This is a genomic window from Comamonas denitrificans (assembly GCF_017368815.1).
GTDB classification, from domain to species: Bacteria; Pseudomonadota; Gammaproteobacteria; order Burkholderiales; family Burkholderiaceae_C; genus Comamonas; species Comamonas denitrificans.
In genome coordinates this window covers 1-20492 of sequence record NZ_JAFNME010000031.1, presented here as the reverse complement: position 1 = coordinate 20492, position 20492 = coordinate 1, and the positions used below count along the sequence as shown (strand labels likewise).

The 20492-nt window shown below is 59.1% G+C and carries 18 protein-coding genes and 1 riboswitch; of the genes, 8 read left to right on the top strand and 10 right to left on the bottom strand.

From position 1 onward, the window contains the following. Window positions 1-3 precede the first annotated feature (3 nt). A complete protein-coding gene (lpdA, locus tag J1777_RS12050; RefSeq protein WP_207575942.1) occupies window positions 4-1413 on the top strand; it encodes a dihydrolipoyl dehydrogenase in 1410 nt (469 codons plus the stop codon). An 83-nt stretch (window positions 1414-1496) separates the two neighbouring features. Here the strand turns inward: lpdA and J1777_RS12045 are convergent, their stop codons facing one another. The 3 genes from J1777_RS12045 to J1777_RS12035 form a co-directional block, all read right to left on the bottom strand. Beyond that, a complete protein-coding gene (locus tag J1777_RS12045; RefSeq protein WP_207575949.1) occupies window positions 1497-1979 on the bottom strand; it encodes a CreA family protein in 483 nt (160 codons plus the stop codon). 224 nt (window positions 1980-2203) lie between these two features. Continuing rightward, window positions 2204-3724 (bottom strand): CoA-acylating methylmalonate-semialdehyde dehydrogenase, encoded by a 1521-nt coding sequence (locus J1777_RS12040; RefSeq protein WP_207575941.1) that lies wholly within the window; start codon window positions 3722-3724, stop codon window positions 2204-2206. Window positions 3725-3741: 17 nt separating this feature from the next. Then, a complete protein-coding gene (locus tag J1777_RS12035) occupies window positions 3742-4965 on the bottom strand; it encodes an ABC transporter substrate-binding protein (RefSeq protein ID WP_207575940.1) in 1224 nt (407 codons plus the stop codon). 180 nt (window positions 4966-5145) lie between these two features. Between J1777_RS12035 and J1777_RS12030 the strand changes: the two genes are divergently transcribed. Continuing rightward, a complete protein-coding gene (locus tag J1777_RS12030; RefSeq protein WP_207575939.1) occupies window positions 5146-6075 on the top strand; it encodes a LysR family transcriptional regulator in 930 nt (309 codons plus the stop codon). Window positions 6076-6185: 110 nt separating this feature from the next. On the opposite strand, the gene nrdR is transcribed toward J1777_RS12030, so the two are convergent. The 3 genes from nrdR to J1777_RS12015 form a co-directional block, all read right to left on the bottom strand. Next, a complete protein-coding gene (gene nrdR / locus J1777_RS12025; protein WP_207575938.1) occupies window positions 6186-6638 on the bottom strand; it encodes a transcriptional regulator NrdR in 453 nt (150 codons plus the stop codon). Window positions 6639-6666: 28 nt separating this feature from the next. Next, complete coding sequence (gene glyA / locus J1777_RS12020) at window positions 6667-7914, bottom strand: serine hydroxymethyltransferase (protein ID WP_207575937.1); 1248 nt, start codon at window positions 7912-7914, stop codon at window positions 6667-6669. Between the two features lie 44 nt (window positions 7915-7958). After that, window positions 7959-8116: riboswitch (ZMP/ZTP riboswitch) on the bottom strand. A 92-nt stretch (window positions 8117-8208) separates the two neighbouring features. Continuing rightward, window positions 8209-9063 (bottom strand): lytic transglycosylase domain-containing protein, encoded by an 855-nt coding sequence (locus J1777_RS12015; RefSeq protein ID WP_207575936.1) that lies wholly within the window; start codon window positions 9061-9063, stop codon window positions 8209-8211. A gap of 772 nt (window positions 9064-9835) precedes the next feature. Between J1777_RS12015 and J1777_RS12010 the strand changes: the two genes are divergently transcribed. Beyond that, window positions 9836-12361, top strand: a complete 2526-nt coding sequence (locus tag J1777_RS12010; RefSeq protein ID WP_207575935.1) for a DUF349 domain-containing protein — start codon at window positions 9836-9838, stop codon at window positions 12359-12361. 123 nt (window positions 12362-12484) lie between these two features. On the opposite strand, the gene guaA is transcribed toward J1777_RS12010, so the two are convergent. Then, on the bottom strand, window positions 12485-14092 hold the full coding sequence (gene guaA, locus J1777_RS12005) for a glutamine-hydrolyzing GMP synthase (protein ID WP_207575934.1): 1608 nt from the start codon (window positions 14090-14092) through the stop codon (window positions 12485-12487). Between the two features lie 93 nt (window positions 14093-14185). Next, window positions 14186-15661: an IMP dehydrogenase gene (gene guaB, locus J1777_RS12000; protein WP_207575933.1), complete on the bottom strand. Its 1476-nt coding sequence runs from the start codon at window positions 15659-15661 to the stop codon at window positions 14186-14188. 104 nt (window positions 15662-15765) lie between these two features. On the opposite strand from guaB, the gene J1777_RS11995 reads away from it, so the two are divergent. Further along, window positions 15766-16320 carry a DUF4124 domain-containing protein gene (locus J1777_RS11995; RefSeq protein WP_207575932.1) on the top strand — a complete coding sequence of 185 codons (555 nt, stop codon included), beginning with the start codon at window positions 15766-15768 and terminating at the stop codon, window positions 16318-16320. Between the two features lie 18 nt (window positions 16321-16338). Here J1777_RS11995 and J1777_RS11990 read toward each other — a convergent pair whose 3' ends face one another. Continuing rightward, window positions 16339-16653, bottom strand: a complete 315-nt coding sequence (locus J1777_RS11990; RefSeq protein WP_207575931.1) for an RnfH family protein — start codon at window positions 16651-16653, stop codon at window positions 16339-16341. After that, complete coding sequence (locus J1777_RS11985) at window positions 16646-17086, bottom strand: type II toxin-antitoxin system RatA family toxin (protein ID WP_207575930.1); 441 nt, start codon at window positions 17084-17086, stop codon at window positions 16646-16648. Before J1777_RS11985 ends, J1777_RS11990 begins: the two co-directional genes overlap by 8 nt. 138 nt (window positions 17087-17224) lie before the next feature. Here J1777_RS11985 and smpB point away from each other — a divergent pair, with 138 nt between their 5' ends. From smpB to gluQRS, 4 genes are all read left to right on the top strand, one after another. Further along, window positions 17225-17698, top strand: coding sequence for an SsrA-binding protein SmpB (smpB, locus tag J1777_RS11980; protein ID WP_207575929.1), 474 nt, complete (start codon window positions 17225-17227; stop codon window positions 17696-17698). 156 nt (window positions 17699-17854) lie between these two features. Continuing rightward, window positions 17855-18637, top strand: coding sequence for a GGDEF domain-containing protein (locus J1777_RS11975; protein WP_423220549.1), 783 nt, complete (start codon window positions 17855-17857; stop codon window positions 18635-18637). A 3-nt stretch (window positions 18638-18640) separates the two neighbouring features. Continuing rightward, window positions 18641-19486, top strand: a complete 846-nt coding sequence (locus J1777_RS11970) for a MinD/ParA family protein (RefSeq protein WP_207575928.1) — start codon at window positions 18641-18643, stop codon at window positions 19484-19486. 14 nt (window positions 19487-19500) lie between these two features. Beyond that, complete coding sequence (gene gluQRS, locus J1777_RS11965) at window positions 19501-20460, top strand: tRNA glutamyl-Q(34) synthetase GluQRS (RefSeq protein ID WP_207575927.1); 960 nt, start codon at window positions 19501-19503, stop codon at window positions 20458-20460. Window positions 20461-20492: the final 32 nt, after the last annotated feature.

Genomic DNA, 20492 nt, shown 5'->3' with positions numbered 1-20492 from the left:
AAGATGAAAGAAATTTCCACCAAACTGCTCGTCATCGGTGGCGGCCCCGGCGGCTACGTGGCCGCCATCCGCGCCGGGCAACTGGGCATTCCTACGGTGCTGGCCGAAGGGGCCAGCCTGGGCGGCACCTGTTTGAACATTGGCTGCATCCCATCCAAGGCACTGATCCATGCGGCGCAAGAGTTTGCGCACGCCCGCCAGTTTGGCGCGGGCACCTCGCCCCTGGGCATCAAGGTGGCCAATCCGCAGATCGACATTGCGCAAACCGTGCGCTGGAAGGATGGCATCGTCGCCCGCCTGTCTGGCGGTGTCGGGGCGCTGCTGCGCAAGGCCGGCGTACAGGTGCAGCGCGGTTGGGCGCAGATTGAGGATGGCAAAACCGCCGTCATCACCCCGCACGACGGCGGCGAGCCGGTGCGCGTGCGTTGCGAGCATCTGCTGCTGGCCACAGGTTCCGAGCCGGTTTCGCTGCCGTCCATGCCCTTTGGCAGCAATGGCGGGGCCATCTGGTCGTCCACCGATGCGCTCTCGCCCGATGTGCTGCCCAAGCGGCTGGTCGTGGTTGGCGCAGGCTATATCGGCCTGGAGCTGGGCATGGCCTACCGCAAACTGGGCGTGGAAGTCACCGTGGTGGAAGCCGCCCAGCGCGTGCTGCCCAGCTATGACGAAGAGCTGACCCAGCCCGTGCTGGAAGCCCTCAAGCGCAGCGGCGTGGTGCTGCACCTGGGCTGCAGCGTGGCCGGCTACGACGCGCAGCAGGGCGTGCATGTGCGCAATGCCCGGGCCGACGAATTTGCCCTGCCGGCCGAGCGCGTGCTGGTCGCCGTGGGCCGCCGCCCGCGCACCCAGGGCTTTGGCCTGGAAGGGCTGCAGCTGGACATGGCCGGGCGCTTTGTCGCGGTCGATGCGCATTGCCGCACCTCCATGCGCAATGTCTGGGCCATTGGCGACGTGACCGGCGAACCCATGCTGGCCCACCGCGCCATGGCCCAGGGCGAATGCGTGGCCGAGCAAATTGCCGGCAAGAACCGGCGCTTTGAGCCCATGGCCATCCCGGCGGTGTGCTTTACCGACCCCGAGGTGGTGGTGGTTGGCCAAACCCCGCCCCAGGCCGAGGCGGCGGGTGTGGAGGCCATCACCGCCACCTTCCCCTTCGCTGCCAATGGCCGTGCCATGACGCTGGAGGCCACCGGCGGCTTTGTGCGCGTCGTGGCCCGCAAGAGCGACCACCTCATCCTGGGCTGGCAAGCCGTCGGCCAAGGCGTGGCCGAACTGGTCGCCGCCTTTGCCCAATCCCTGGAAATGGGCGCGCGCCTGGAGGATGTGGCCCACACCATCCACGCCCACCCCACCCTGGGCGAAGCGGTGCAAGAAGCCGCGCTGAAGGCACTGGGCCAAGCGCTGCATATTTAGTGCCGTGCATGCGGGCTTAAGGCCATAAACAAACAGGCGCTGCGGGCAACCACAGCGCCTGTTTTTTTAGAAGGTGGTGCCCCTCACTTCTTGAGCGGAATCGGTGTCTGCGCGGGCACGGGCACCACCGCAACGCTGTTCTGGGGCGAGCCTTCGATGAGTTTTTCAGAATACGTCAGGTACACCAGCGCGTTGCGCTTGGCATCCACTATGCGCACCACGCGCAGGCGCTTGAACAGGATGGACGTGCGCTCGCTGAACACCTCCTGCTGCTGGGGCAAAGGCCCCGCAGCAAACTGCACCGGCCCGGTGGCTGCGCAAGCGATCGAGGCCTCGGAGCGGTCTTCCGCCAGCCCCAGACTGCCCTTGATGCCCCCCGTGCGGGCACGCGAAACGTAGCAGCTCACGCCCTGCACGTGAGGGTCGTCGTAGGCCTCGACCACAATGTCGTGGTCGCGCCCCAGCCATTTGAAGGCGGTATCGACATCGCCAATTTTTTCGCCGCTGGCCGCCGCCCACGTCGGACACGCCAGCACAGCGGCCAGCAGCCAAGCGCGGTGCCGCATGTGCACAGTAGATAAATAGGGCATAGGGCATGGCCTCCTTGTGTAAATTGCGAGGAACAATTGTAGAGTGCCCCCACAAAAAGCCCCGCCTTGCACCACCGACCACCGCCCTGCCCTGCCCACGGCACGCGCACCCAATAAAACGCCCATCCGCCCTGCCGATGCCTGCGCACAGCCATCCATGGGCAGATGGGGCGGTTTGCTTGGGCTGTTGCTCTGGGCGGTTACTTCATCGTGATGGTGGTGTTCACCCCGTCGCTGCTGTTGCCGTGGTCCTCGTACCAGCGGGCGGTGACGGTTTTGGTTTGCGTCCAAAACTGCACGGCCTGCTTGCCATTCGGCCCCAGGTCGCCCAGCTTGGATGCACGCGAGCCGGTAAAGCTGAAGTAGGCCACAGGCACCGGAATGGGCACGTTGATGCCCACCTGGCCCACGTTGATGTCGTGCTGGTACTTGCGCGCCGCCCAGCCGCTGCTGGTGAAGATGGAAGTGCCGTTGCCGTTGGGGTTGCGGTTGATGAAGGCAATCGCTTCTTCCAGCGTATCGACGCAGACCACGTTCAGCACGGGGCCAAAAATCTCTTGCTGGTAGATGTCCATCTGCTCCGTCACGTCAGCAAACACGGTGGGGCCGACGAAGTTGCCGTTTTCATAGCCGGGCACCACGCAATCGCGGCCATCCAGCAACAGCTTGGCTCCCTGGGCCACGCCCGAATCGATCAGGCTGACCACCCGCTGCTTGGCCTTGGGATTGACCAAGGGGCCCAGGTCGGCGCTGCGGTCGGTGCCGGGGCCGACCTTCATGGTTTTGGATTTTTCCACCACCTCGGGCAGCCAGTCGCGCGCCGCGCCCACGAAAACCGCCACCGAGTTGGCCATGCAGCGCTGGCCTGCGGCACCAAAGGCCGAGCCCAGCAGGTTGTTCAGCGCGTGCTCCTTGGGCGCATCGGGCATGACCACGCAGTGGTTTTTCGCGCCCATCATCGACTGGACACGCTTGCCCGCCTCGCTGGCGCGGCGATAAATGTGCGTGCCCACGTGGGTCGAGCCAATAAAGGACAGCGCCTTGATATCCGGGTGGTCACACAGCATGTCGGCCACCTCAGGGCCGCCGTGGATGACGTTGAGCACGCCCGGCGGCACACCGGCCTCGTGCGCCAATTCGACCAGGCGCATGGTCGAGCTGGGGTCTTGCTCCGACGGTTTGAGCACAAAGGTGTTGCCGCAGGCAATGGCCATGGGAAACATAAAGCACGGCAGCATCACCGGGAAGTTAAACGCCGTGATGCCTGCGCCCACGCCCAGCGGTTGCAGCAGGTTGTACACATCCACGCCGGTGGCGGCGTTTTCGGCAATTTCGCCCAGCTGCAAGGTGGTGATGGCGCAGGCGTGCTCCACCACCTCCAGGCCCCGGCCCACCTCGCCCTCGGCATCGGGCAGGGTTTTACCGTGCTCGCGGGTGATGAGCTGGGCCAGCTCGGCCGTGTTTTCGCGGATCAAGTGCTGCAATTTCAGCATGATGCGCATGCGCGCGCCCAGCGAAGTGCTGCGCCAAGTCTGAAAAGCAGCGTGCGCGTTGGCCACAGCCAGCTCCACTTCTTCGCGCGTGGCAAACGGCACGCGGGCGACAACCTCCTGCGTCGCGGGGTTGGTGACATCACGCCATTCGGTCGTCTGGGACGGGTAGGGTTTGCCGCCAATAAAGTGGTGGATGGTGGTCGGGGTAGGAGTGGGGGTGGTACTCATGGTGAAAGCTCCAGGGTTCACTGCTTGACCAGCGGGCAGGCCGATTGGGCCAGGGGTTTAAAGGCAACGTCAGCGGGGATGGTGCTGATGGTTTTGTAGTAATCCCAAGCACCCTTGGATTCATTGGGGGCCTTGACCTGGAACAGGTACATATCGTGAATCACGCGGCCATCGGGGCGGATGCTGGCATTGCGCATCACCGGGTCGTCAATGGGCAGTTCACGCATTTTCTGGGCGATGACTTTGGAATCGTCCGTCTTGGCGGCAGCCACCGATTTCAGGTAGTGCAGCGTGCTGGAATACACCCCGGCCTGCACCATGGTGGGCTTGTAGCCCTTGTGCAGCTTCTCGAAGCGGGCGGCGAAGGCGCGGGTCTGGTCGTCCATATCCCAGTAAAAGCCTTCGGAGAACATCAGCCCCTGCGCCTGGCGCAGGCCCAGCGAGTGCACATCGGTCAGGAACATGAGCAGCGAAGCCACCTTGGTGCCTTTGGCCCCAGTGATGCCAAATTCACGGGCGGCCTTGATGGCGTTCACCGTGTCCTGTGCGCCGTTGGCCAGGCCGATGACCTGGGCCTTGGAGTTTTGCGCTTGCAGGATGAACGAGGAGAAATCGCTGGCGTTGAGCGGGTGGCGCACGCTGCCCAGCACCGTGCCGCCGTTGGCCTTGACCATCTCGGAGGCATCCTTTTCCAGCGAATGGCCAAAAGCGTAGTCCACCGTGACAAAAAACCAGCTCTTGTCGCCATTCTTGGTCAGCGCCGCCGCCGCGCCAGAGGCCGAAGAATAGGTGTCAAACATCCAGTGAAAGCCGTTTTCCGCGCAGTCCTCATCGGTCAGGCGCGTGGTGGCCGGGCCGCTGTACATGGCGATGCCGCCTTTTTCGCGCACCAACTTTTGCACGGCCAGGGCGGCCGCCGAATTGGTGATATCCACCATCGCATCCACGCCATCGCGGTCCAGCCATTCGCGGGCGCGGGTGGCGGCAATGTCGGCCTTGTTCTGGTGGTCGGCGCTGACCACTTCGATCTTCAGCCCCTTGCACTCGGCTTGCAGGCAGTCGTCAATCGCCATCTTGGCAGCGACCACCGAACCGGCCCCGCCCATGCCGGAATAGGGGCCGGCCATGTCGGTCAGCACCCCAATTTTGATGGTGTCGTTGGAAATCTGGGCCTGTGCGCTGGTGCCCACAGTCAGGGCCGCCAGCGCTGCCAAAGTGATGGCGTGTCGCGTAAATTGCATGGTTTGTCTCCTGGTTTTATAGGAACGTGTGACGTTCTGCGGGCCAAGGCTGCAGCACAGAGCGCACATGTTCTGGGCTTGGTCGGCCACGGGATGGCCGCGCCAAGAAGCACTCTAATGGAGCATTAATGCAAATGCATCAGGTATTTAGGCATACACTTCTTGCAAAAATGCACCACCATGACTGCACACCAGATTAATTGGGACAATTTGCGCCTGTTTTTGGCCGTCGTTCGCGCCCAGTCAGCACAAGAGGCCGCACGGCGCTTGGGGGTCGATCACTCCACCATCACCCGGCGTTTGCACCGCCTGGAAAAAGAATTGGGGGCCCAGCTGTTTGAGCGCACGCCCAGCGGCCATGTTTTGACCACGGCCGGTCACCGCCTGCTCGAGCACGTCGAGCGCATGGAAAGCTCCATGGTGTTGGTGGGTGAAGATATTGGCGGCGACAGCCACACACTCACCGGCACTGTGCGCCTGGGGGCCACCGAGGGATTTGGCAGCTTCTTTTTGGCCCCGCAGCTCAGCCATTTTTGTGAGCGCCATCCGTCCATCGAGGTGGAACTGTTGATCATGCCGCGCTTTATCAACCTCTCGCAGCGCGAGGCCGATCTGGCCGTGAGCATCGAACCGGCCCAGGGCAGCGGCCAAGTCTGCAGTCGGCTGACGGACTACCGCTTGCGCTTGTACGCCAGCCGCAGTTATTTGGCCCAGCAGCCGCCGATCAAGCACCTGCACGATGTCAGCGCCCACCGCTTTTTTGGCTATGTGGACGATTTGGTCTTCAGCTCTGCGCTGCGGTACCTGTCCCGGATTGCACCGGATGCGCCCATGCCACTGCGCAGCACCAGCGTGGTGGCCCAGTACCACGCCGTGCGCGAAGGACGGGGGTTGGCGGTGTTGCCCTGTTTCATGGCCACGCAAAGCCCGGATTTGGTGCCGGTTTTGGTCGATGAGATTGATTTGGTGCGCACTTTTTGGATCGCCGCCCCAGGCGATCGGCGCGAACTGGCACGGGTGCGTGCCTTGTGGGAGTTTGTGCGGGAGGCCGTGCAGTGCAACCAGCCGTTGCTGATGGGCGAGTCCCCCGAGTGGCAGGCAATTTCTTAGAGCGTTTTTACAATCTAAAAAAGAGCTGTTTCCGCTGATTTTCATTGGTTTTTAGAGTGAAAACACCTTGAAAATCATTGATTGCCAGCGCAAGCAGCTCTCTTTATTAATTACTGGACCCGCACTGCATCCACCAAATCTTTGAATTCATTCACATCTTCAAAACTGCGATAGACGCTGGCAAAGCGGATGTAGGCCACTTTGTCCAGCTGGTGCAGCTCTTGCATCACCATCTCGCCAATGCGGCTGGAGGGCACTTCGCGCGAGGCGGCGCTGAGCAGCTGCTCTTCAACATGCTCAATCGCAGCATCAATGGCGGGCGCGGGCACCGGCCGTTTGCGCAGGGCCAGGGCCAGAGAGTCACGCAGCTTGTTGCGGTTGTATTCGGTACGGCGGCCGTCTTTTTTGACCACCATCGGAAAGTTCACATCCGGTCGCTCGTAGGTGGTAAACCGTTTGGTGCAGGCGGAGCACTGGCGCCGCCTGCGGGTAAAGCTGCCATCCTCGGCCACGCGGGTTTCCATCACCTGGGTGTCCGGGTGATTGCAAAACGGGCATTTCATGGCGCTCTACCTTGTCCCTGGGCAGGGCTTAGTTGCTGTACACCGGGAAGCGGGCGGTCAGCTTGGCCACTTCGGCCCGCACGCGCGCCAGGTTGGCTTCGTCGTTCGGGGCTTCCAACACGTCAGCCACCAGGTTGGCGGTGATGCGGGCTTCTTCTTCCTTAAAGCCGCGCGTGGTCATGGCCGGGGTGCCGACACGGATGCCGCTGGTGACCATGGGTTTTTCAGGGTCGTTGGGGATGGAGTTTTTATTGATGGTGATGTGGGCAGCACCCAGGGCCGCTTCGGCCGCCTTGCCGGTGATGCCCTTGGAGCGCAAATCGACCAGCATGACGTGGCTTTCGGTGCGGCTGGAGACGATGCGCAGGCCGCGCTCGATCAAGGTCTCGGCCACCACCTTGGCGTTTTTCACCACTTGCTCTTGGTAGGCCTTGAACTCGGGGGTCAGGGCTTCTTTAAAGGCCACGGCCTTGCCGGCGATGATGTGCATCAGCGGGCCGCCTTGCAGGCCAGGGAAAATGGCGCTGTTCAGGGCTTTTTCGTGCTCGGCCTTCATCAGGATCACGCCGCCACGGGGGCCGCGCAGGCTTTTGTGCGTGGTGGTGGTGACCACATCGGCATGGGGCACGGGGTTGGGATAGACACCAGCGGCAATCAAGCCGGCGTAGTGGGCCATGTCCACCCACAGGATGGCGCCGACTTCTTTGGCGATTTTGGCAAAGCGGGCAAAGTCAATTTCCAGCGCATAGGCAGAAGCACCGGCAATCAGGATACGCGGCTTGTGCTCGCGGGCCAAGGCTTCCATTTTGTCGTAGTCGATTTCTTCTTTGGCGTTCAGACCGTAGGAGACCACGTTGAACCACTTGCCCGACATGTTCAGCGGCATGCCGTGGGTCAGGTGACCGCCTTCGGCCAGGCTCATGCCCATGATGGTGTCGCCAGGCTTGGCAAAGGCCATGAGCACGGCCTGGTTGGCTTGCGAGCCGCTGTTGGGTTGCACGTTGGCGGCTTCGGCACCAAACAGTTGTTTGACGCGGTCAATGGCCAGTTGCTCGACCACATCGACATGCTCGCAGCCGCCGTAGTAGCGCTTGCCGGGGTAGCCTTCGGCGTATTTATTCGTCAGTTGCGAGCCTTGGGCTTCCATGACGGCGGGGGAGCAGTAGTTTTCACTGGCGATCAGCTCAATGTGCTCTTGCTGGCGTTGGTTTTCGGCCTGGATGGCGGCAAATACTTCGGGATCGACAACTTGAACGGTATTGGAACGTTGGAACATAGTGTGAATGGCAGTTGCGGTGATGAGTCCCTTAGAACATCTCTAAGGGTTGCCCAGGCGAACGGCTAAAACACCCGAAGTGTGGCTCAGGCGGTACGCTCCCCGGTGGTTGGTGTGCGCCAAGGCACAAAACTGTTCCACATCAGCGTAGCTGGGTTGCATGCTTGCCCCGCCTTGCCTATCGCCAGTCGCGTACTCTGTAATTCTAGCTGCTCATAAAAGCAAAGCCGACATTGGTCGGCTTTATTGCGGGTGGCGTGCCCAATCTAGCGACGGCGATATGAAAGCACGCTGCTACATATTGTCTGGATGGGTCGCACCAGGTGCCGCGTCGGCAGACTGCGTGCTGGCCAGTGCCAGGGTTTGGGAAGCGCCAGCGGCAGGGGCTGCCGCAGTGGTTGTTGGTTGCGCCGGCGGCGATGCGGGTGCGGCACGGCCTGCCACTTGGCGAATACGTTGGTATTCGGCCAACACCTTGGCACCATAGCCTCCATCGGTGGGCAAATTGGCTGCGCCAACGTAGTATTTCAATCCGCCTTCAATCGAGCCCGCGCGGCGGATGTATTCCTTCAAAATTGCCACGCCCACGCGCATATTGCTCACCGGATCAAACGCGGCCAGATCGCCACCGAAATGTTCGTACTTTTCGGTGTGCACTCGGGTCATGACCTGCATCAGACCTTGGGCACCGACACTGCTTTGAGCAAACGGGTTAAAGCGCGATTCAATGGCCACCACAGCCAAGATCAAAGTGGGATCAATCTTGTGCTGGCTGCCTTGGTTATAGGCTTCCGCCACCAGGGCCGCCATGGGTTCGGCCGCCACCTTGTACTTTTTGCTCAGCCAGTAGGCAATGGCGGCTTGCTCACGCGGCAGCGCTTTGGGATTGGTCGCCGTGGTGCGCTCAATGGCTTCAGGCTCAGAGGCAATAGAGCCTTCTGCCGCTGCATGTTGGCGCTCTTGCAACCAAGCGTGCAACTGCGCTTCGCCAGCCAAACGCCAGTCGGGGCGCACGAGGAAAACCACGATCATGCACGCCACGGCAATGCCTAGCAGCGCCAGCGTATTACGAAAAATTTCAAGAAAGCCTTCCGTGGTATCGGAAAAAACTGAGCGCACAGCGGCGCCGAGGTTTCTTGACGGAGTCATAGCGGATCCTTTGCTTTCGGTTCGCACAGTCACGTTGGCAGCCCAGGTGCTTGTCACCTTGGATAAACCAATCTGTCTGAACCGGGAGTGGAGGGGGCTGCTTCTTCGCAAGAGATGCTCGGTTCAAGCACCATCTGGAAATAAGGCCATGGAGCAGCGTCAATAAAAAAGCCCTGGAGAAAACCAAGGCACGGAGCGCATTGTAAAAGTCTGCAAAATTACCAGTCAATGGTAAAAAAATATTTTTTTAGATAAAAAAGTTATTTAAAAATCGCTTACATCGCCTATTTTTTAGTGGTTTACCCTTGAGAAAAGAAATTTTTTGGCACAAAGCGTTGGCATTTGGCATGTGACTGGCTACATTGGAAGCGGGTGTTTTGCACCTGTTATTCGTTGGCTTGCAGCCACAGCGCTGGCCCTCCCAGCACTCAGCCCCTGTTTGGCAACCGGCTGCAACGGCGAATCCCAAGGGGTAATCATTACCCCGTGGCATGAAGGCACCACCCCCTTTGTGCCACTGCAGCGCAAGGTCTTGGACTTTGCCTAAAGCCCCACATACAAAGCTTTTGGATGTGGGGCTTTTCCGTATCAGATGCCCCTGCAGCGGACATTTGTCGAAATAAGCTTGGGGGCTACGCGTTTCGGGGCGAAAATACCGCCCAAGCCGACACCGGTGCCTGCGCCTGCACTGGAATTTTTTAGAATACGCCCAGGATGGCTCCCCATCCTGGGCGACTCCTTTTTTACCGAAAATAAAGTTTTATTCAGCGCTATGTCTGACGCCATTGAAAATACCCCCAGCAGCGCCCCTGCAGCCGATATCCATCCTTTAGATGCCCTGACCGGGGGCGCTTTCTCTGCCGAAACCTCGGGCGAGCGCGCTGCTTGCTTGCGCACTTGGCTGGCCTCCAATCCCAGCGCAGCGCAGTTGCAAGAAGTGCTCAAGGAGCTGGGCAACCGTGACAAAAGCGCCAGCCGCTTGCTGCGCGAGCGCTTGGATGAAATGCGCCGCACACAAGACCAAGATTTGATTGCCGACGAATGGGCCGCCAGCGCCCAAGCACTGCTGCAAGCAGAAAAGTTTTCGGCAGAACAAGCCGCCGTTTGGCAGCGCGATGCCGCCAAAGCCGGGGCTCCTCTGTCGCGCGAACCCTTGGCCAGTTTAAAAATCCAGTTGCTCGAACGTGCCAAAAGCATTGAAGATTTGCAGCACAAAGTGCAAGTACAGCGCGAGGTAGCAGTGCTTTTGGCCCAGCGCATTGAGGTGCTCTCTACCAAGCCTTGGAAAGACGCTGAAGCCGCCCTGGACACCTTGCAATCGGATGTCACCCAATGGCGCCAGCAGGCACTGGCACTGCGCAGCGATGCCGGATGGATTTGCGTGCAAGAGCGCTTTACCAGCATCTTGCAAAGCTCGGAAGAGCAGTTGCTCTTGGTGTGGCAAGCTTTCTTGGATGCCTTGGCCGTCACCAAGTTGGCAGCCGAAGATGGCAATGCGCCCTTGCCTGCCGTGCCTGTGTGGGCCGATGAAATTCGCATTGCCCGGGGCTTGCCTTCGCAATTGACAGCAAGCCCCGCTGCTGCAACGCCAGTCAAGCCCAACCCTGCGGCCAAACAGCAGGCAGCGCAAGCGGCACTTGCTCCTTTATTAGAAGCCTTGGCGACCGCCGCCCCAGAAGCAAAAGCTGCCGCCATTGCCCAAGTGCGCAGCGCTTTAAAACAGCATGGCCGCTGGCTCTCTGCTGACATGGCCCAACAGGTACACACCCAATTGCTGGCCGCTGGCGACAGCTTGGGCTGGCAGCCGCAGCAGGCCGACACCCTGCGCCAGCAGTTGGTTGAGCAAGCGGTTGCGCTGGCCCAAAGCAGCCAGCCTGGGCGCAAGCTGCAAGATACTTTGCGCCAATTGCGTGACCAATGGCGACAAATTGACCAAGGCGCTGCACCCAACCATGGCTTGTGGAAAAAATTTGACGAAGCCTGCACCCAAGTACACCAGCAAGTGCAGCTGTGGCTGGGCAAAGCCCGGGCCCAATCGTCAGAAAACAAAGCCAGTCGCCAGGCCTTGATTGATGAAGTCAAAGCCTGGACAGCCGCCCAGCCTGCCACCCCGGACTGGAAAGAAACGGCCCGCGCCCTGCGCCAATTTGGCCAACGCTGGCGCGATGGTGGTCACATTGGAGAAAAACTGTTTGCCGAGCTGCAAACCGCTTGGAAAGAAGCCATCCATGCCGCCGAGGCTCCTTTAAAAGCTAAACAAAAAGAGAGCATCGCCCGCCGTGAAGCATTGATTTCTGAAGCAAAATCTTTGCAAGATGGCGGTGTATTTTCGGTAGATGCTATTAAATCTTTGCAGCACCAATGGCAAACCTTGGCCCAGGATGTGCCCTTGGAGCGCAAACTTGAGCAAAAACTGTGGGATGCTTTCCGCGCCCCGCTCGATGCGCTGTTCGAGCGCAAGTCGGCCGAACGCAGCCGTGCCCCAGCGCAAGCCCTCTCGGCCTATGACCGTGCGGTGGTCGATGCCGCGCAGGCTGTGCAGGCCGCCAATGCCAGCGGCGATGCCCAGCAAATTCGCGCAGCATTGCAGGCCTTGGAAGCAGCTAAACATGCCCAGCAAGCCCAAACCGACGCTGCCGCAACCCCTGCAGCAGCCAGCGAAGTAGCCCCTGCCGCCGCCAAACCCAGCACCGATCGCCCCGTTGTGGCGGTGCGTGGCGATGACCGGCCTGGCGCCAAAAAAGACACCGCTGCCCCAGCAGGCCGTGAGGCACGTGGACCGCGCGACCGCCGTCCTGAGCGCGGCTCCCGCCCCGACCGGGCAGAACGCCCCGAGCGCGGCCCCCGCCTGTCAGACGCAGCCTTTCGCGCGCAGCGCGATGCGGTGGATGCTGCCCAGCAGGCCCTGCGCAAACTGGCAGCCCAAGCGCACGGTGAGGCCGTAACGCAATTGCTGCAGGCCTGGGCGCAGCGCGACGCAGCCGCCTTGCCCGCTGCCCAAGATCTGGGCAAATTGCCCGCCGCTGCGCGCACGGGATGGAGCCAAGCCCTAAGTGCCTCGGCCAAAGGCGATGCGGCGCAAGCCCTGCTGCGCCTGGAAGTGGCCGCCGACATCCCCACGCCAGCGCAACACCATAGCCAGCGCCGCATGCTGCAATTGCAGCTGCTCACCCAGCGCAACGCGGCCATGCCCGCAGAGACCTGGGCGCAGGATGTGGCCACGGTATTGGCCTCGGCCCACGAAGAAGCCGCAGCACGGCGCTTGCAAAATGCCTTAAAAGTGCTGTTGCGCAAGTAAAGCGCTGCGCACACCCAAAACCGGTGTGCAAGTCTCCATGCCAGTCAGGCAAGTCCTGACTGGCATGGATGGGGCTGATATAGCTGAATTTAACTCAATAAAATCAACAAGTTAAAAACAACCTCACTCCCACTCGATGGTTGCAGGGGGCTTGGTGCTCACGTCGTAAGTCACGCGATTGATGCCCCGTACTTCATTGATGATGCGGGCGGCGACTTTTTTCAGCAGGGGATAAGGCAATTCAGCTGAATCGGCGGTCATGAAATCGGTAGTTTGCACGGCACGCAGGGCAATCACGTAGTCATAGGTGCGCCCATCGCCCATCACTCCAACGGTTTTCACGGGCAGGAAGACTGCGAAGGCTTGGCTGGTCAGGTCGTACCAATTTTTACCAGTTTCGGGGTCCACCGTCGCACGCAGCTCTTCAATAAAGATGGCATCGGCACGGCGCAGCAAGTCAGCGTATTCCTTCTTCACTTCACCCAAAATTCGCACACCCAAGCCAGGCCCGGGGAAGGGGTGGCGATACACCATGGCGTGTGGCAGGCCCAGGGCAATGCCCAGCTCACGCACTTCATCTTTGAACAAATCGCGCAGGGGTTCGAGCAGTTTTAGCCCCAGTTGCTCAGGCAGACCCCCAACGTTGTGGTGGCTCTTGATGGTTACCGCTTTTTTACCGCCGGACTCAATCACATCCGGGTAAATCGTGCCTTGGGCCAAGAACGTAGCGCCTTTATGCGCTTGGCCACTGGCTTTGAGCTTGGCGGCCTCTTCCTTGAAAACATCGACAAACAGGCCACCAATAATTTTGCGCTTGGCCTCGGGTTCATTCACCCCGGCGAGTTTGCCCAAGAACAGGTCAGCAGCATCCACACGCACCACGTTGGCGTGCAGTTTGCCCGCGAACATTTCCATGACCATATCGCCTTCGTTCAGGCGCAGCAGGCCGTGATCAACAAACACGCAGGTGAGTTGATTGCCGATGGCACGGTGGATCAAGGCCGCTGCGACGCTGGAATCAACACCGCCAGACAGTCCCAAAATCACTTCTTCATCGCCGACTTGTTCGCGAATTTTTTTCACGGCTTCGTCGATATAGCTCCCCATGACCCAATCGGCCTGCGCAGCGCAAATGTCTAAAACAAAGCGGTTGAGCAAGGCCGTGCCTTGGACGGTGTGGGTGACCTCGGGGTGAAATTGCACAGCGTAGTAGCGGCGCTGCTCATCGGCCATACCGGCAATGGGGCAGGCGGCCGTGGAGGCCATGACCTTAAACCCAGGGGGCAAAGCGGTGACCTTGTCACCATGGCTCATCCACACTTTGAGCATGCCGTGACCTTCGGTGGTGGTGAAGTCGGCAATCCCTTGCAGCAAAGCGGTATGGCCATGGGCACGCACTTCGGCGTAGCCAAATTCACGGCTATGGCTGCCCTCGACCTTGCCACCGAGCTGATTGGCCATGGTCTGCATGCCGTAGCAAATGCCCAGCACAGGAACCCCCAGCTCAAAGACGGCCTCTGGGGCTTTGTCGTCCACTTCATACACGCTGGCATGGCTGCCCGAGAGGATGATGCCTTTGAGGTGCCCATCGGCAGCAAACTGCCGCACCCAATCGCTGCTGACATCGCAAGGATGGACTTCGCAATACACGTGCGCTTCCCGAACCCGGCGGGCAATGAGCTGGGTGACTTGGGAACCAAAGTCCAAAATCAAAATTTTGTCATGTTGCATAGCAAGAGAAAATTAAACATTAAAAGAATAGCAATGGCCCGTTGTCCAGCAACGGGCAACGGGCCATTTCATTAAAAAAACCAGACCGGCGGCTCAATCCGCGCGGTAGTTAGGCGCTTCCTTGATGATTTGCACATCGTGGACGTGAGACTCACGGATACCGGCGGCTGTGATTTCTACAAATTCAGCCTTGTGGTTCATCTCGGCAATGGTCTTGCAGCCGCAATAGCCCATGGCAGCACGCACGCCGCCGGCCATTTGGTACACGATGGAGACCATGGAGCCTTTGTAAGGGACGCGCCCCTCAATCCCCTCGGGCACCAGCTTGTCGGCATTGGGATTGCCCGTGGTCGATTCTTGAAAGTAGCGATCGGCCGAGCCTTGCTGCATGGCTCCGATCGAGCCCATGCCCCGGTAGCTTTTGTAGCTGCGGCCTTGGTAAAGAATGACTTCACCTGGTGCCTCCTCGGTGCCTGCAAACATTCCGCCCATCATGATGGTGGAAGCCCCGGCGGCCAGCGCCTTGGCAATATCACCCGAGAAGCGGATACCGCCATCGGCAATCAAAGGCACGCCCGTGCCTTGCAAAGCTTGGGCAACATGGGAGATGGCCATGATCTGCGGCACCCCCACGCCAGCTACAATGCGCGTGGTGCAAATAGAGCCAGGGCCAATACCGACCTTGACGGCATCAGCACCGGCCTCAACCAAAGCCAGCGCCGCAGCGCCAGTGGCGATATTGCCGCCAATGACTTGAACTTGCGGGTAGTTTTGCTTGACCCAGCGCACGCGGTCAATCACGCCTTTGCTATGACCATGGGCCGTATCGACCACCAAAGCATCGACACCGGCTTTGACCAGCAACTCAACACGCTCTTCGGTTCCTGCCCCAACCCCCACCGCTGCAGCAACACGCAGGCGGCCCGAGCTATCGCGGGCAGCATTCGGGAAGATGGTTTGCTTGTTAATGTCTTTAACGGTGATCAGGCCTTTGAGCTCAAACGCATCGTTGATGACCAGCAGGCGCTCCAGCTTGTGCTTGTTGAGCAAGGCTTTGGCCTCGGCGGGGCTGGTGCCGTCTTTTTCATTCACGGTAATCAGCTTTTCGCGCGGCGTCATGATTTGCTGAACCTTGACGTCGTAGCGCGTTTCAAAGCGCACATCACGGCTGGTCACGATGCCGACAACTTTGCCGCCATCGCATACCGGGAAGCCAGAAATACCCAGCTCTTCCGAGAGTTGCAACACTTGCAACACTGTGTGTTCAGGCGTGATGACCACAGGGTCATGCACCACGCCCGATTCATGGCGCTTGACCTTAGAGACTTCTGCCGCTTGCTCTTGGGCCGTCATGTTTTTATGAATGACCCCAATCCCCCCCTCTTGGGCAATGGCGATGGCCAGCCGCGCCTCAGTGACCGTATCCATAGCGGCGGATACCAAAGGCAGATTCAGCGTAATGTCGCGGGTGAACTGAGTGGCAAGGGTAACGTCCTTGGGAAGGACTTCGGAGTAGGCGGGAACGAGCAGGACATCGTCAAAAGTCAGTGCTTTTCCAAGAAGGCGCATAGGGTTGGCTCCAAAAGGCAAATTGTAGCCTTGGGTTTTCACCGTTGCAGGGAAGAAACAAAAAACCATAGTCACTGCAGCCAACCGGGCTACACTGGTGCGCTATGAAAACGCGTGCTTATTTCGCCCTGATAGCCCTTCTTGCAGGATTTACGGCCTCCACTGCCATTGCCCAATGGCAGTGGATTGATGAGCACGGTCGCAAAACTTTTAGCGATCGCCCTCCACCGCCGCATATTCCAGAAAAAAATATTTTGAAATCGCCGGTGGTAGCCCGCACGGTCACGGCCGATACGCTGCCCAAGGCCGAGCTGCCTGAAGACAGCCAAGAAGAAACCGCCGAAAAAACAGCGGCCGATGCGCCACCCCAAACCCCTGATCCCCAAGCGGCCCAGCAGCTCAAGCAAGAAGCTGAGCGCAAAGCCGCCGAAGAAAAACAAAAACGCGAGGAGCAGGCCAAATTCATACAACAGCGCATGGAAAACTGCACCCGCGCCCAAACCGCTTTGCGCACACTCCAATCGGACGCGCAGATTGGGCACATTGGGCCCGACGGACAGCAAACCGTCATGAGCACGATGCAGCGCGAGCAAGAGACACGCCGCGTGCGCGATGTCATTGCCCGTGATTGCGGGCCACTGCCGAAAGAGACACCTTAAAGAGACACCTTAATCTGGCTAATAACCGGCCTTGCTATGCGGGCGACGCGCTGAGAACAAACCCGCCCCGCGAGCACCTTGCTGGGCAAACCGCTCCCGACGCGCCACTTTGGGATCTACCGTCAATGCACGGTACAACTCCACCCTATCGCCCGAGGTCAGCACCGTATCCAACGTGCATGCACGCCCCCAAATGCCACAGCCAGCGGTCTCTGGCCACCCTAGCAAGGCGATTGCATCGGCCACCGTGGCGCAGGCTGGCAAGGTCAAGTCTGCTGTTTGCACATGGCCGGGCTGCACCGAGCGCCAAACCTGTACCTGCACCTTAGCCATAAACTTTCTCGGCACGTTGAATAAAAGCATCCACCATGCTGTTGGCAATGCGATCAAAAATCGGGCCTACCAGGGTTGCCAGCGCGACGCTGTCGAAGCCATAAACCAATTGCAATTCAACTTTGCACGCGCGTTGTGAGCCATCACCCACGGGATGGAATAACCAATTGCCTTCCAGCTTGGAAAATGGGCCTTTGACCAAGCGCATATTGATTTTGTGGTGGTCTTCGTAGGCATTGCGCGTCACAAAAGACTTGCGCAAACCGGCCATGGACATACCAATTTCGGCCGTCATGCCCTGCTCGCTCTCTTCCAGCACTTGGCTGTGCGAGCACCACGGCAAAAACTCTGGGTAGTGCGCCACATCCCGCACCAAGGCAAACATCTCTTGCGGGCTATACCAAATCAGTACTGATTTATTGACAGATTTCATGAATAAACAAACAAAGGCGCCAGTGCAATCAGCATAACAAGCCTGTAGTAGAAGTGGGAGAAACTAGAATCCCAAGTTGAGCGAAAGCGCAATTGTAGAAAGAGCCCGAGTCCCTGCGGCGCTCTCGCTGGAAAGACCATGGCAAAGAAACCCAATTCCCCCTCCCGTATTGCTGAAAATAAAAAAGCAGCTTTTAACTATTTTTTTGAAGAACGCTATGAAGCCGGCATGGTTCTGCAAGGCTGGGAAGTCAAAGCGGTGCGCAGCGGCAAAGTGCAGCTTACCGATGGCTATGTAGTGATTAAAAATGGTGAATTATTTTTAATTGGCTGCTTGATCAACCCCTTAAAAACCGCCTCCACCCATGTGAATGCCGATGCCGCTCGCACCAAAAAGCTGCTGCTGCACAAAGATGAAATTCGCCGCCTGATTGGCAAAGTAGAACAAAAAGGCTACACCTTGGTCCCACTGAACTTGCACTGGAAAGAAGGCTTGGTCAAATGCGAAATAGCTTTGGCCAAAGGCAAAGCCGAACACGATAAGCGCGACACCATTAAAGAACGCGAAGGAAAACGCGAGGTTGAACGGGCAATGAAATCACGCCACCGCTAGCCAAGCGATGCAATCCAGCGCCTGTTCAATCATCCAATAAACCACCCAAATCCTTCTTTTTTCCAACGCTTAACGGTAGCTTTGCACTGCAAAACCGCCTAGGCAAACCTGAGCAGACTGCTACACTTAGCGCTATTTTTTGCTCTTGTGCATACCGTGATATCCCCCCAGCCCCCTCTTGCCCTGGCCTCAGGCATTGAACGCCTTCAGCTGAGCGAAGCACTCGCTTTGCTTGGCGATGGCGTGCGGGCGCAATTGCCAGATGCACACCTGCACCCCATCGACTATTTGCAAGCAATCATTGACGGCCTGTGCAATGTCTCGCTGCGCGATCCCTTGACTGGTGCCACCAATCGCCGCCACCTCATGACCGCCTTGGAAGGTGAGCTTGACCGGGTGGCCCGCTCGGGCGATGCCGCCTTGCTTTTAATGGTGGACATTGACCATTTCAAAGCCGTCAATGACACCTATGGCCACAACATTGGCGATTTGGCCCTGAAGCACATCGCCCTGCTGCTGCATCAATGTGTACGCCCCATGGACACCTTGGCCCGCTATGGCGGCGAAGAATTTGCCATTGTGCTGCCCGCCTGCCAACCGGCATACGGCAAGAATGTCGCTGACCGCATTCGTGAAATGGTCGCCAATGAGCCCTTTGCCATCAGCCCAAGCCAATCGCTGCCCATGACCGTGAGCATTGGCGGCGCTTACGCCTTGCAGTGGATTCGCAGCACCAGTGAATTATGGATAGAGCGCGCCGACCAGCAGCTCTACCACGCCAAAAATTTAGGACGAAACCGCGTGTGCATTGAACCCCAACCGGACAGCACGGTCACCGCAGAAGAAAAAGAACTGCTCTTTAGCGGCTTGGTGGCACCAGGCAGTGCCTACCCTGAAACCACCTCGATTTTCCAGGTAACGTCTAGTGAAAGCGATTAACCAATGAGTGACGTTGCATCCCCGCCCAACCACCATCCCGCAGGCGCTGCCCCTGCCAAACGACCCAGTGCCCACCCCAACATCATTGCTGTGACCAGTGGCAAAGGGGGGGTCGGAAAAACCTTTGTCTCTGCCAACCTGGCGGCCGCTTTAACGCGCCAAGGCCTGCATGTGCTGGTGCTGGATGCTGATTTGGGACTGGCCAATTTGGATGTCGTCCTCAACCTCTACCCCAAAATCACGCTGCACGATGTATTCGTCGGACGCGCCAGTTTGCAAGAGGCCGTGGTCACGGCACCCGGTGGTTTCCATGTGCTCTTGGCCGGCTCTGGCATGGTCGAGTATTCCCGCCTCACTCCCGAGGTACGCAACCAACTCATCCACACCATTGACACCTTGGCCCCCCATTACGATGTCGTTTTGCTGGACACTGGGGCGGGAATTTCTGATGTGGTGCTGTTCTCTTTGTCGCTGGCATCAGAAATTTTGATCGTGGCCACGCCCGAGCCCACCTCACTGACCGACGCTTACGCCGCCATGAAGGTGCTGGCCGCGCAGCAAAAGCGCCACAACATGCGCCTGGTGATCAACCAAGCGGCACGCCCGGGCGATGGCCGCGCCATTACCGGGCAATTGCAGCAAGTGCTCAACCGCTTTGTCAGCACCGAATCGGGACTGCCTATGCGCTTGATTCACATGGGCGACATCCCCTCCGACACCGCAGTGCGTGAGGCTGTCATGCGCCGCCAATTGCTACTACAGTCCAACCCCAATTGCCCGGCAGCCCTGGCAATTGCCCAGTTGGCCACCCGGGTCAAGTCCACCTTGCCCAAGCGTGAAGCGGTGTAAGCCTGAGCTGTGCCATGCCTGCGCCTTATTGCGGCCGGTTTGCTCCCTCGCCAACGGGCCCACTGCACGCAGGCTCGGTAGCGGCGGCCTTGGCCAGTTGGCTCGATGCCCGCGCTCACCAAGGGCGCTGGCTGGTGCGCATTGAGGACATTGACCTCCCACGCTGCCCTGCAGGCACGGACCAAATCATCTTGCAGCAACTGTCGGCCCTGGGGCTGCAGCCTGATGCCCCGCCCGTCAGGCAATCCCAACGTCAAACTGGCTATGAAAACGCGCTGGCACAACTCAAACGCGATGGCTGGACCTACCCCTGCAGCTGCACGCGCAAAGAGTTAGAACAGGCGTGGCAGGCCCAAGGGCTGGCACACACCCGCCACCAAGAGCGGCCCTATCCCGGCCTCTGCCGCGCTGGAGTGCATCAAAAATTAGAGCGTAGCACGCGCTTTCATCTTGAGAAATTTATAGAAAACTATAAAAAAATCCATTCAAATCAAGCGCAAAAAGCTCCTTTCTTTATAGATTCAACCCATGGCTTGCACTGGCAGGATCGCCGCCAAGGCCCGCAAAGCCAGCATCCGGCCCAGGTTTGCGGTGATTTTCTCCTGCGCCGGGCCGATGGACTGTGGGCTTACCAATTGGCCGTCGTGGTCGATGATGCTGACCAAGGCATCACCCACGTCGTGCGTGGCGCTGATTTAAGCGACAACACCCCACGCCAGCTGCTGCTGCAAGCCGCCTTGGGGTTGCCACACCCCCAGTATTTGCACACCCCCTTGGTCACCTTGCCCAACGGCGAAAAACTCTCCAAACAACACGGCGCGCCTGCGGTCGATACGCAGCAGCCATTGGCCACCTTGCTGGCGGCCGCCCGTTTTTTAGGATTGCCAGATCCTGCCAACCATTTTTCACAAATATGCTTGAGCGATGCCCTCCATCATTGGGTACAAGCTTGGCGTTCTCTTTACAATCAATAAGTGACTGAAAACAATACCCTCCCCCCTTCTGC